12 protein-coding genes are annotated in these 13027 nt (G+C 43.0%); 9 read left to right on the top strand and 3 right to left on the bottom strand.

Annotated elements, in window-relative coordinates; all coding sequences use genetic code 11:
* Nucleotides 1-68: 68 nt before the first annotated feature.
* The 5 genes from CWC02_RS05440 (at nt 69) to CWC02_RS05420 (ending at nt 6829) form a co-directional block, all read left to right on the top strand.
* Entirely contained in the window at nt 69-2207 is a 2139-nt protein-coding gene (locus CWC02_RS05440) for a M3 family metallopeptidase (RefSeq protein ID WP_138616915.1), read from the top strand.
* Between the two features lie 147 nt (nt 2208-2354).
* Nucleotides 2355-3782, top strand: a complete 1428-nt coding sequence (locus CWC02_RS05435; RefSeq protein WP_138616913.1) for an amidohydrolase family protein — start codon at nt 2355-2357, stop codon at nt 3780-3782.
* 97 nt (nt 3783-3879) lie between these two features.
* Nucleotides 3880-4737 carry a carboxylate/amino acid/amine transporter gene (locus CWC02_RS05430; protein ID WP_063700288.1) on the top strand — a complete coding sequence of 286 codons (858 nt, stop codon included), beginning with the start codon at nt 3880-3882 and terminating at the stop codon, nt 4735-4737.
* A 35-nt stretch (nt 4738-4772) separates the two neighbouring features.
* On the top strand, nt 4773-6002 hold the full coding sequence (locus CWC02_RS05425; RefSeq protein ID WP_138616911.1) for a glycerophosphodiester phosphodiesterase family protein: 1230 nt from the start codon (nt 4773-4775) through the stop codon (nt 6000-6002).
* 89 nt (nt 6003-6091) lie between these two features.
* Nucleotides 6092-6829: a dienelactone hydrolase family protein gene (locus CWC02_RS05420; RefSeq protein WP_138616909.1), complete on the top strand. Its 738-nt coding sequence runs from the start codon at nt 6092-6094 to the stop codon at nt 6827-6829.
* On the opposite strand, the gene CWC02_RS05415 is transcribed toward CWC02_RS05420, so the two are convergent.
* Entirely contained in the window at nt 6826-7737 is a 912-nt protein-coding gene (locus tag CWC02_RS05415) for a LysR family transcriptional regulator (protein ID WP_138616907.1), read from the bottom strand. The genes CWC02_RS05420 and CWC02_RS05415 overlap by 4 nt on opposite strands.
* A 134-nt stretch (nt 7738-7871) precedes the next feature.
* Here CWC02_RS05415 and CWC02_RS05410 point away from each other — a divergent pair, with 134 nt between their 5' ends.
* The gene (locus CWC02_RS05410) at nt 7872-8558 is read left to right on the top strand and encodes a type 1 glutamine amidotransferase domain-containing protein (protein WP_138616905.1); all 687 of its coding nucleotides are present in this window, start codon (nt 7872-7874) and stop codon (nt 8556-8558) included.
* A 112-nt stretch (nt 8559-8670) separates the two neighbouring features.
* Complete coding sequence (locus tag CWC02_RS05405) at nt 8671-9261, top strand: rhomboid family intramembrane serine protease (protein WP_138616903.1); 591 nt, start codon at nt 8671-8673, stop codon at nt 9259-9261.
* Between the two features lie 36 nt (nt 9262-9297).
* Here the strand turns inward: CWC02_RS05405 and CWC02_RS05400 are convergent, their stop codons facing one another.
* Both CWC02_RS05400 and CWC02_RS05395 read right to left on the bottom strand, forming a co-directional pair.
* On the bottom strand, nt 9298-10317 hold the full coding sequence (locus CWC02_RS05400; protein WP_171043820.1) for an endonuclease/exonuclease/phosphatase family protein: 1020 nt from the start codon (nt 10315-10317) through the stop codon (nt 9298-9300).
* 8 nt (nt 10318-10325) lie between these two features.
* The gene (locus CWC02_RS05395; protein WP_058585519.1) at nt 10326-10700 is read right to left on the bottom strand and encodes a SpoIIAA family protein; all 375 of its coding nucleotides are present in this window, start codon (nt 10698-10700) and stop codon (nt 10326-10328) included.
* Nucleotides 10701-10811: 111 nt separating this feature from the next.
* Here CWC02_RS05395 and yghU point away from each other — a divergent pair, with 111 nt between their 5' ends.
* Together yghU and CWC02_RS05385 are read left to right on the top strand one after the other, a co-directional pair.
* On the top strand, nt 10812-11651 hold the full coding sequence (gene yghU / locus CWC02_RS05390; RefSeq protein ID WP_054551806.1) for a glutathione-dependent disulfide-bond oxidoreductase: 840 nt from the start codon (nt 10812-10814) through the stop codon (nt 11649-11651).
* Nucleotides 11652-11686: 35 nt separating this feature from the next.
* Entirely contained in the window at nt 11687-12985 is a 1299-nt protein-coding gene (locus CWC02_RS05385) for an MFS transporter (RefSeq protein ID WP_138616901.1), read from the top strand.
* Nucleotides 12986-13027 lie beyond the last annotated feature (42 nt).

The raw sequence follows: 13027 nt of genomic DNA, 5'->3' as shown, positions 1-13027 counted from the left end.
AAACTTGATTGTTTCTAGCCAAAAATTTGATAAGTTAGAAAAGATTTATCCACATTTTTGGAGCTCTCATGCGTAAGACCTTAGTAGCAACTACGATTGCTAGTGTGCTTTTATTATCTGCTTGTAGTTCACAACAAGCCGACACTCAAACTCAAGTTGAAACTGCCGCTGAAACACAAACAGCTAATGTTGAAAACGTTCTTTTCAAGCCAAGCCCTTTACAATACATGGCCCCTGAGTTTGATAAAATTTCGACCAAAGATTACGAGCCAGCGTTTGAAGCAGGCATCGCACAGCAAAAAGCTGAAATTGCAAAGATTGCAAACAACCCAGAACCAGCAACATTTGAAAATACCCTTGTTGCTATGGAGTACTCTGGTGAGCTATTAGACCGCACGTCAGCGGCATTTTTTAATTTATCGGGTTTAATCTCTAACAGTGAGTACCAACGTATCGCCGCGAAAATGGCGCCGATTATGTCAGCTCACACAGATGATATTTACTTAAACAAAGCTTTATTTGCTCGCGTACAAAGCATTTACGACAACAAAGCGTCTTTAAATGCTGAAGATCAACGTCTTGTTGATTACTACTACAAAAAGTTCGTTAACGCAGGTGCAAAACTAACTGAAGCTGAAAAAGCAAAAATGCGTGAAATCAACGCAGAGCTTGCCAAGCTTTCAACTGAGTTTTCACAAAACATCTTAAAGTCATTCAAAGAAGATGTGATTTTAGTTAAAGATAAAAGTGAATTAGCGGGTTTATCTGAAGGTGAAATTGCAAGCCTTGCAGCTGCTGCCAAAAAAGCAGGTAAAGAAGGTTACATGATCACACTGGTGAACACGACTCGCCAACCTATCTTACAAAGCCTTGAAAACCGCAAGCTTCGTGAAAAGATTTGGACAACGTCTTCAACGCGTGCACAAGCAACAAACAGCCCTATCATCATCAAAGAAACTAAGCTACGTGCAGAAAAAGCGGCATTACTTGGTTATAAAGATTGGGCTTCGTATGTAATGACTAATCGTATGGCGCAAACAACTGAAAATGTTTACGGCATCCTTGATGACTTAGCACCGAAAGCGGTTGCTAAAGCAGAAGCAGAAGCAGAGCAAATCCAACAAGTAATTAAAAAGTCAGGTGAAACGTTTGCACTTCAACCTTGGGACTGGGCGTTTTACGCTGAAAAAGTTCGCCAAGAGAAGTACGACTTAGACCCAGCTTTAGTTAAGCCTTACTTTGAAATGCAGTCAGTGATCCACGACGGTCTATTCTTTGCGATGAATAAACTTTACGGTATTACCTTTAAAGAGCGTAAAGACCTACCGGTTTATCACGAAGACGTCATGGTGTTTGAAGTATTTAACGAAGACGGTAGCGCTATCGGCCTATTCTACATGGACCCTTACGCACGTGAAGGTAAACGTGGTGGTGCCTGGATGAGTGCTTATGTTAGCCAAAGCGGTCTTAAAGACACTATGCCTGTGATCTACAACGCACAGAACATTCCTAAGCCAGCTGAAGGCCAACCTACACTCATGACTTTCTCTGAAGTAACGACTATGTTCCATGAGTTTGGTCACGCTGCACACGGTTTATTCTCTGATGTTAAATACCCAAGCTTAGCGGGTACAGCCACTGCTCGTGACTTTGTTGAGTTCCCTTCACAAGCACACGAAGACTGGAATATTGAACCAACAGTACTGGCAAACTATGCCAAGCACTACAAAACAGGTGAACCAATTCCAAAAGCGCTTTTAAATAAAGTACTTGAGTCACAAAAATTCAACCAAGGCTTTGATACAACTGAGTATTTAGCTGCGGCACTGCTTGATATGGAATGGCACTCATTTGGTGTTGATGCTGACATTACAGACGTTCAAAAGTTTGAACATGATGCATTAGACAAGCACGGTATTGCTTACTACCCAGTACCACCACGCTATAAGTCTTGCTACTTCAGCCACACCTTTGCCGGTGGTTACTCAGCGGGTTATTACGCTTACCTTTGGACTGAAGTATTCGCAGCAGATGCGTTTGCACACATGACCGAAGAAGGTGGCTTAACACGTGAAAACGGTGATAATTTCCGTAAAGAGATTTTATCAAAAGGTAACAGCCGCGACTTAATGCAAAGCTACATTGAGTTCCGTGGTCAAAAACCAACAACAGACGCACTATTAAAGCGTCGTGGTTTAGTTGAATAATCACACTGTTGTTTAGAGTATGAGGGGCAACCCTCATACTTTTTAAGTATCAATTAAATTTTCACCCCGCTTTTATTCCTATTCACCTCAAAGTCGTTGTCAGTTAACTCGTTTTTGCTAATCTCAAAGAAAAACACGAGCTCACACATGAAAAACGCTTTACTTTTAGGACTTTGCTCAGCATTAGCTGCATGTTCATCAACCCCAGATGAGCGTGCCGATATCGTGATAGAAAACGCCCAAATTATTGATATGCAAACTGGGGCTATCGCAACACAGCAATCTCTTGCCATTCGCGATGGAATTATCATTAAACGTAGCGATAAACCTTTAAGTAGCCACTATCAAAGCTCAACATTGATTGATGCCAAAGGTCAGTATGTCATGCCTGGTCTATGGGATATGCATGTTCATTTTGGCGGTGGTGATGAGCTTATTGAAGAGAATAAACAGCTCTTGCCACTGTATTTAGCTTACGGCGTAACGACTGTTCGTGATGCTGCGGCTGATTTAAGTGAATCTGTACTTAGCTGGCGAGAACAAGTAAAACAAGGTCAGTTAGTGGGGCCAACTATTTTCACCTCAGGCCCGAAATTAGAAGGTAAAGGGTCTATTTGGCCTGGTGATTTAGAAGTAGAAACGACTGAAGAAATGCATGCTGCAATGGATCTGTTAGACAGCATGGACGTTGATTTTATCAAAATTACCGACAGCGCTCTAACGCCTGAGCTTTATCTAAAGGCAGTAAAAGAGGTTAAAAAACGGGGTTACCAAATTTCAGGTCATATTCCATTTTCATTGTCTGTGACTGATGTCTCCAAGGCGGGGCTTGATGCTATTGAGCATATGACCTATATGCTTAAAGCTGCGGCTAAAAACGAAGCGGATATTTCTGCAAAGGTTGCCTCAAAAGAGCTGAGTTATCGCACTGCACTGCCCATTATCACCGCGCAGTTTGATGAACCAACAGCCATTGAGAAGTTTACGGTTCTTGCTAACAACGACACCGCCGTGGTGCCAACCTTGATTGGTGGCAAAATAACGGCTTACATTGATGAAGATAATCATCAGGACGATGCCTATTTAGATTATTTAGGTAAGGGTTTAAAAGCGACTTATCAATGGCGAGTTGATAGAGCTAACAAAGACACCCCTGCACAAATTAAACAGCGCAAAGAGCGTTTTATTAAAACCGCACAGTTACTCCCTATCGCCCAACAAGCAGGTGTGAGCATTATTGCAGGCACAGATGCAGGCTTTTTAAATTCGTATATTTATCCGGGGCTTTCTTTACACCAAGAACTGAGTATTTTTACTGAATATGGCCTAACACCACTGCAAACGCTGCAAGCTGCGACACTTGCGGGGCCTAAATTTTTAAATAAACAACAGCAATACGGTGCCCTTAGTGAAGGCAAAGTAGCGGATCTCATTTTGCTTTCAAAAAACCCGCTTATTGATATTCGTAATACACAAACGCTAAAGGGTGTTGTCTCGCACAGCACGTTTTACGATAGCAACGCACTTGAGCTTTTAAAGCAACAAGCCAAAGCCTTTGTTGCCAGCCAACCCTAACCCCCCATTGCCCATGACCGCGTATTATCCGTCATGGGCAATTTTAATTTTCAGCCATCTCATATACACTGCCCTTTTTGCACATAACTCGAATAACATGACCTACTTATTTGCTGTAACCCTGCTTTGGGCCTTTTCGTTTAGTCTTATTGGTGTCTATTTAGCAGGCCAAGTGGATGCATGGTTTAGTGTATTAATGCGTATTGGCTTGGCAACTTGCGTATTTTTGCCCTTTTTACACTGGCGTAAAACTCCTAAAGCCTTAGCCCTAAAGCTCATGGCAATTGGCGCAGTACAACTTGGTGTGATGTACAGCTTCTATTACCATTCGTTTTTGTACCTTAGCGTGCCCGAGGTACTGCTATTCACGGTAATGACGCCACTTTACATCACTTTGTTAAACGATTTGCTTGAAAAACGTTTTAATGCCAAGTTTTTATTCGCCGCATTACTGGCTATTTTAGGCGCCGTTGCTATTCGCTATGAAGGCGTCGATGAGAACTACCTTATTGGTATGTTAATGGTGCAGGCAGCCAATATTTGCTTTGCCACTGGGCAAGTAACCTACAAACGTTTAATGCAAGATGAGCAGCTCCCCCACTCTCGGGTGTTTGCTTGGTTCTTTATTGGCGCTTTAATTGTCGCGCTGATTTGTTACGGTTTATTTGGTGATACCAGTAAGCTACCCACCACTACTACACAGTGGGGCGTGTTAATTTACTTAGGCACGATTGCTTCAGGGCTTGGGTATTTCGCTTGGAATAAAGGTGCGACCATCGTCAATGTAGGTGCCTTGGCTGTCATGAATAATCTACTGATCCCAGCAGGGATCATCGTTAACATTGTGATATGGAATCGTGATGCCGATATCATCAAGCTTGCCATCGGTGCAGCGATTATCTTATTAGCACTTATTATAAATCAGAAACTTAATAAAACTGCCATGGAGCAATGATAGGCTAAACTCTATTAGATTAGAGGAATGCTGTTATGCGCGCACTGGTTTTATGTTGTTTAGTTTTCATTATTCAAGGTTGTAAGAATCTGCCTGAGGAGCAGGCAGTGCAAGTGGGTGCTAGGCCTTACTATTTAATCGACAAGATGACTGATGGACCTTTAAAGCAGCAACTTGCGACATGCGCTAATGGCCCTTTCTATAAAACTGATTTTGTAATTGGTCATCGCGGTGCCCCCATGCAGTTTCCTGAGCACAGCAAAGAGTCATATTTAGCCGCTGCAAGAATGGGCGCTGGCGTACTTGAATGTGACGTCGCCTTTACTAAAGACAAACAACTCGTGTGTCGCCATTCACAGTGTGATTTACACACCACTACCAACATTTTAGCGATTCCTGAGTTGGCTGCAAAATGCAGCCAACCTTTTACCCCGGCCAAAGGCGGCCAACCAGCTCAGGCTAAATGCTGCACCAGCGATATCACCCAAGCTGAGTTTTTAACCTTAAAAGCTAAAATGGATGGCGCCAACCCAAACGCCAAAACCGTCGCAGAATATATGCAAGGCACACCAAGCTGGCGCACTGACTTATACGCAAACAGTGGCACCGTAATGACCCACCAGCAAAGCATTGAGTTATTCAAATCACTGGGTGTAAAAATGACACCCGAGCTAAAAAGCCCAGAAGTTAGCATGCCATTTAATGGTTTTAGCCAGCAAGATTATGCGCAAAAAATGCTTGATGAGTATCGGGATTTAGGTGTGAATAGCGATGATGTGTATCCGCAATCATTTAATCTTGAAGATGTGAAGTATTGGCTAAACAATCACTCTGAATTTGCAACCAACAGTATTTATCTTGATGGCCGAGATGAGCAAGCAGACTTTGATGCCATGGATGACACCACCTGGCAGCCATCAATGCAGGCTCTGTATAACGATGGAGTACGCATTATCGCACCGCCAATGTGGATGCTTTTGAGCCTTGATGAGTCAGGTGCAATAGTGCCATCGCTTTATGCTATTAAAGCTAAACAAGCCGGACTGAACATCATTACTTGGAGTTTAGAGCGCTCTGGTCCATTAAATAATGGCGGTGGTTATTATTACCAGTCGATTGCCCGTGTAATTAAACAAGATGGGCAAATGATGAAAGTGGTAGACGTCCTTGCTAAGCAAGTGGGTGTGATGGCTATTTTCTCTGACTGGCCTGCGACTCTTACCTATTACGCAAGCTGTATGCAGTATCCTGCCTCAAAGGAATAACTGAGCATCAATAAATTTCAAGGGCTTTGACTCGTCCAAAAGGTGGGGCTGAGGTATTATTAGCTAAACCGTTTTTTACAAGGATAAACATGATTATTCAGCACCAGAGCCACGACATAGCGACCAACACAGGCGCAATGCGCACCAGTATTTATCGTCCTGTAGAAGAAGGTAAATACCCGTGTATTATCTTCTATTCTGAGATTTTCCAAGAAACAGCACCAATTGCACGCTCTGCGGCAATACTTGCTGGTCATGGCTTTGTCGTGTTAGTGCCAGAAGTTTTTCATGAGTTAAATTCTATTGGGACAGTACTTGCCTATGATGATGCAGGTAAAGACAAAGGCAATGCCGACAAATGGGCAAAACCGCTTGAGAGCCATGACTCAGATACTGACGCCTTAATTGCATTTGCACGTCAGCAAGATTACTGCACAGGAAAAGTAGGTGCGATGGGCGTATGTATTGGTGGTCACCTTGCATACCGTGCTGCATTAAACCCAAGTATCAAAGCCGCTTTTTGTTTATACGCGACAGATATACACAGCGATACTTTACCAGCACAAGCAGGTAATAACTCATTTGAGCGCATGGCAGATATTAAAGGTGAGATCCACTTTGTTTGGGGTAAACAAGACCCTCATGTACCAAAAGAAGGCCGCCTTAAAATTTACCAACAAGCGGTGGCAACAGGCATTAATTACCAGTGGCAAGAAGTGAACGCCCAACATGCGTTTATGCGCGACGAAGGCGACCGATACGACCCAGTGCTTGCCATCGGCATGTATCAACAAGCAGTCGCTTTATTTAATCGCACACTTGTTTAAATCGTCATAGTGGCTACTTGATTAGTAAAATAATCCTTCAAGTAATCGAGTAAAACCCGCAGCTTTTTACTTCCCGCCGCCCCTGGCGGGAATACGCCATAGAGTTCAATATCGGCAGTTTTGTAATCATCTAAGATTGTGCGTAACAATCCTGCTTTGATCCTTGGCAATGCATCATAAACTGGGATTTTAGCTAAGCCATGCCCAGCTTCTACAAAGGCAGTTCGTGCAGCAGCGTTATTGGTACTTATGCCACCACTAACTGCCACCTCAAAGCGGCGTTTCTCTTTTTCGAGCGTGACAACAGCACTACTTGGTTGATACACCACCCATGTATGCTCTGCTAAATCAGCAATGCTCTTTGGTATAGGGTATTTTGTAAAGTAATCGACTGAACCACATAAGCAAGTCGCCATACTTGCAAGTTTAGTGGCTTGTAAGTTTGAGCTTTCAAGGGCCACGCCTCTAATCGCTAAGTCGTAGCCTTCTTTGATGATATCAACCACATCATCACTAAGCTGTAAATCAATATCAATTTTCGGATACAAACGCTTAAACTGAGCAAGTGCCGGTACCACAAGTTGCAAGCCTACATTCACCGGGCAACTCAATTTAATAACCCCAACCGGTTCACTCTTTAAGTTCTCAAGGTGTAAGTTAGCAGCCTCAGCGTGCTCGGTGATAGCCTGACAACGTTCATAATAAGCCATACCTGCTTCGGTGAGGGTCATGGTACGCGTTGAGCGGTTAAGTAACGTGAGCTTTAATTGCTGTTCTAATTTCTTTAAGTGATAACTAACTACAGCCCTTGATAGACCAAGTTGTTGAGCCGCTTTAGTTAAGCTGCCTTGCTGCACAATGTGGGCAAATACCACCATACTTTTTAGCTGCTCAAACGATACTTTCATACAAACTCCTAACCGAACCTGAATCATTGTATCAATTATTAATCCAATGAAGTCAAATTTATCTGCGTTGTTTAACTCTATTTTCACCCCTATAGTGTTATCGACGATGTTTAATACACAAAAAGGGATTCACTATGTCAGCTAAGAAAATTTTAATGGTACTTACTTCACACGATCAGCTTGGCGATACAGGCCATAAAACGGGTTTTTGGGTCGAAGAATTTGCAGCACCCTACTACGCCTTTATTGATGCTGGTGTAGAGGTAACTTTAGCCTCTGTTAAAGGTGGCCAACCTCCGGTTGATCCAAACAGTGCAGCCCCTGATGCGGCAACCGATGCCACAAAACGTTTTGAGCAAGACAGCGCAGCAAAAACTTTAATGGCTAATACTAAACCTCTTGCTGAAGTTAAAGCCGATGATTTTGATGCGGTATTTTACCCAGGTGGCCATGGTCCGTTATGGGATTTAGTTGATAACCAAGATTCGATTAGCTTAATTGAGCAATTTCTTAACTCAGAGAAACCAGTGGGTACAGTATGTCACGCCAGTGCCGTATTATTGAATGCGAAAAATGCCGCTGGTAAATCTGTGGTATTTGATAAAAAAGTAACAGGCTTTAGTAATTCAGAAGAAGATGCCGTACAGCTTACCAATGTTGTGCCATTACTTGTTGAAGATGAATTAATCAAACAAGGTGGTCAGTATCAAAAAACTGATGACTGGGGCGAGCTTGCAATTGAAGATGGCCTACTAATTACAGGGCAAAACCCTGCAAGCTCTGAGCTTGCCGCGAAAAAACTACTGACCAAATTAGGTTAGACTAGGTCAACATGCCCTAGACCTTTAGTAAACACCTTGCATATCAAGGTGTTTACCTTCACTTTTAATAAGTTATACTCATTCGGTCACATTGATTTAAGAGCTTCTCATCATGACTGAAAAAAAAACTGTCAAAATTCCTCCTATCAGTAGTAAACGATTCGCAATTTTCGGCATTATGCTGGTGTGCTTGGTACTGCAAATAGTTAATTCCCTACCCGGCATAAATTTAAACGGTTTAGGTATATTACCAAGGCAGATGCCTGGTTTATCAGGGGTATTTTTTGCGCCATTTTTACATGGTGGCTGGGCACACCTTTTTAGTAACCTAGTGCCATTTGCTATTCTCGGCTGGCTAGTTTGCCAATTTAGCGTTAAACGCTTTTGGCTGGTGTTTGCCGGTACTGCGCTCATTGGTGGATTACTAGTATGGCTATTTGGCCGCAGCAATATTCATGTAGGACTAAGTGGTGTTATCTACGGTTTATGGGGCTATTTAATTAGCTACGGCATTATGCACCGCTCATTCAAAGCCATTTTAATCAGTATTGCGGTTGTTGTGTTATACAGCGGCCTGATTTGGGGTGTTTTTCCGCAGCGCGTTCATATTTCATTCGAAAGCCATTTATTCGGCGCAATCAGCGGCGCACTAATCGGCTATATTATGGCAAAGCGTGATAAACAAAAGAGCCCTAAGCTTTAAACTGACAGCTGAAAGCTGAAAGCTGAAAGCTATAAGTTAGTCTCTTAATTTCATTGTCACCATCACAACGCCATGGTCGGTACTTTGATCATCATAGGCAAACTGTGGGTTGATTAAGTGCTGATCATAGGTGTGATAATCAACTACCTCAAAAAAGCTGCTCTGAAACCCGGCATCAAACTCACGGGATAACAAAATATAATCAAATACTGAGCTGCTACTACCAAAATAGTGGGTGGCCTCTCTTTCGTTCTCAGTGACAACATGGCGCTGATAGAGTTGCCAACTATCTTGTAGTTTGAACTCTGAACGAGGTGGGCTATTTTGCCTAAGACCGCTAAAACGAAGGTGGTCAGCGATTAAATGGTTAAGCACACCATCGTGTAACTCATTATTAAAGTCCCCCATCACAATCACAGGGTTATTGGTGTGCGCTCTGCGCTTAATAATTTCAACGAGTAACAGCGCTGCTTCACTGCCACGCTGCATACTTGATGCCCAGCGCCCAAGGGCTTGCGATTTTAACTGCATAACTAAGTTTTGCTGTTCGCTTTGGCTTTCATCATCTTGGTGATGGAGCATGCTGCGCTTTGATTTAAAGTGCACTACATAGCAATCGACGTGTCCTAAGTGAGGTACTTCAAGTGTCGCGCGAATAATACAGCGGCTAAAGTTAAAATTATCGCTCAAGCCCATCGCTAAAATATCATCTTGTTCTGCCTCAACCTGACTGACAGCAACAATTTTAAAGCGTGAGGCAATGGCCACAACCGGATCGCGATAAATAAAATCATCAATCACCGTTGGCTCATCAACGACTGCAAAATAGGGGTAACCCTCTGCGTTAACTTGTTGTTTTAGTTCATTGATACTGAACACTTCTTGAAAGCCAATAATATCTGGCTGCTGATTTTTAAGGTAATCGGCCAGCCAGCGCTGCTTTTTGGCCCATTGCTCAGCGCTATAAATGCGCTGAAAATCATAAAAGGCGTCAGGTGGCGCTAAATAATTATATAAATTAAATGTCGCCACCTTTAATTGGCTGTTTTCTATCACTTAATTCCTTATTCGTGTAACCACTCAGTGGCAATGATCGGGTCTTCAAAGTATTTCACTTCACCACTGATAAACCAGTTACCCACTTTGCTTGCCACTTGTTGCCAGTTTTTGTTACCAAGCACAGCTATACGGCAAAACTCTTTGTTATGTTTGAGGCCTAACTTAAAATCATCCCACGCTGCTTGTAACTCCCAGCCTTCTAACTCAGTAATATCAACATAGGCTCTTATTTTTGCACTCGGAACTGCCGCGACAGCATTATCGATAAGAGGGGTGAGAGTTTTGTAATCCTCGTGGGTGAGCTTTCCGACTACTTTAATTGTGAGATAAAAAGTCGTGCCAGTGCGCTCAAGGCCAATGGCTAAACCATGCTTTTTCATGTCATCCTCCTTGTTATTCATAATTAATAACTGTACTTCCCTTGCTCTATCTGATCAACTAGGATGGTAGTCTCGTAATGACATTCATTAAAGCACAATTTAGGAGTTTCAATGAGTAATACCGACAGTTATACGCCACCTAAAGTGTGGCAATGGGATGCAGAAAACGGTGGTGAATGGGCGAAGACAAATCGTCCGGTCTCAGGTGCAACCCACGAGCAAGACTTGCCCGTTGGTAAACATGACCTACAACTCTACTCGCTTGCGACACCAAACGGCCAAAAAGTCACTATCATGCTCGAAGAGCTATTAGAGCTTGGTATTGATGAAGCCGACTACGATGCATTTTTAATTAAAATTGGCGATGGTGACCAGTTTTCTTCAGGGTTTGTCAGTGTTAACCCTAATTCAAAAATCCCAGCCTTAATGGATCACAGTACCACACCCGTTACTCGCGTGTTCGAGTCAGGTGCAATTTTACAATACCTGGCAGAAAAGTTTGATGCGCTGATCCCAAGCGATCACGCCAGTAAAACAGAATGTCGTAATTGGCTGTTTTGGCAAATGGGCTCTGCCCCCTACTTAGGCGGAGGCTTCGGTCACTTTTATAGTTATGCACCATTTAAAATGCAGTACCCAATTGATCGCTTCACCATGGAAGTAAAACGCCAGCTAGACGTATTAAACCGTCATTTAAGCGACCATGACTATATGGCTGGTAGCGAATATTCAATTGCCGATATCGCTATTTGGCCTTGGTATGGCAGCTTGGTACTTGGCAATTTATACGATGCGGCAGAGTTCTTAGATGTTGAGTCATACAGCCATGTGATGCGCTGGGCAAAACAAATTGAGCGCCGCCCTGCTGTAAAACGAGGTCGTAGAGTCAATAGAACTTGGGGTGATGAAGCTGAGCAGTTAGCAGAGCGCCACTCTAAGGAAGATTTTTAAGGGCTTAACGGCCCTTTTTCATAAAAATAAAAAGTATGAAAAAGCTCAGTAAAGAAGATATCTATCAACGTCTTAGCAATACCGAAGATGCCCGTGCCTGTAAAGCGATTGATGAAACTGCTTGTAAAGTGGTGCCCGGCAATTTTATTACTTTATTAGTGAGCCAACTATTTAGTAAGTTTGCAGATGCCCTGCTAAACCCTAAAGTGACTCTGCCTTGGCTACTGCAAAGCATTAATGTACCAAGTAGTTTTATTGCTTGGCTTGTGCCTATTCGTGAGTCAGGCTCAATGTTGCCACAACTGGCCATCGCCAGTGCTATTCGTAGGCTGCCTGTTAGAAAGTGGGTTTGGGTGATTGGCGCCATAGTGCAAGCTTTGTGTATTGTAGGCATGCTTATTTGTGCTTTAACACTTCAAGGTGCAACAGCAGGTTTTGCTATCATCGCTATTTTGATTATCTTTAGCCTTGCTCGTGGCTTTAATTCCATTGCTGCAAAAGATGTATTAGGCAAGGTCATACCTAAACAACAACGAGGCAGTATTAGCGGTCTTGCTGCGAGTTTTGCCGGATTTGCAACGCTCACCTTTGGTCTTGGTTTATGGTATCTACAAAGTCTTGGCTATGAAAATGGGGTGTATGTTGCTTTAATGCTGGCCGCTTTAATGTGGCTGTTTGCAGCGCTCAGCTATAGTCGCATTCAAGAATACAAGGGCGCAACCGAGGGCGCTGAAAACGGCTTTTTGCATGCTTTGTCAAAATTAAAACTGCTTTACCAAGATAAACAATTTGCCCACTTTATTATCACTCGTGCGTTGTTGCTATGTTCTGCTTTGAGCGCCCCGTTTTATATCGTTCTTGCTAGTGAACAGGCTTTCGACTTTTCACTACTTGCTACGTTTATGGCGCTTTCTGGGCTTGCCAGCTTAGTCTCTGCGCCAATTTGGGGTCGATTAAGTGATTTATCGAGTCGCAAAGTATTAGTATTTGCTGCAATGCTCGTCACCCTCAACGGTTTCGCCGTTTATTTAGTTGCTTATCTGAGCCCACAAACGCTCAATGAGTCTTGGCTATTACCGCTCTGTTATTTTTTACTCACCGTAGCTCATCAAGGGGTTCGCCTTGGTCGTAAGACCTACCTTGTTGATATGGCTGAAGGAAACAAGCGCACTGACTATGTCTCTGTTAGTAATACGGTGATCGGAGTTATATTATTACTGCTAGGTAGCGTGGGCTTACTAAATACCTACTTAACGACTGCTGAGTTAATTTTTTTCTACAGTATCTTAGGCTTACTTGGTGCAATTAGTGCGTGGTTTTTACCCGATGCCTAGACCCTCGGGTAAAAAAAGCGCATAATCGCGCTGATTTTATTT

This window comes from Pseudoalteromonas sp. S2721 (assembly GCF_005887425.1).
Classification (GTDB): Bacteria; Pseudomonadota; Gammaproteobacteria; order Enterobacterales; family Alteromonadaceae; genus Pseudoalteromonas; species Pseudoalteromonas simplex.
Note: the sequence above shows the minus strand (reverse complement) of the source record. Positions and strands in the feature narration are given on the sequence as shown.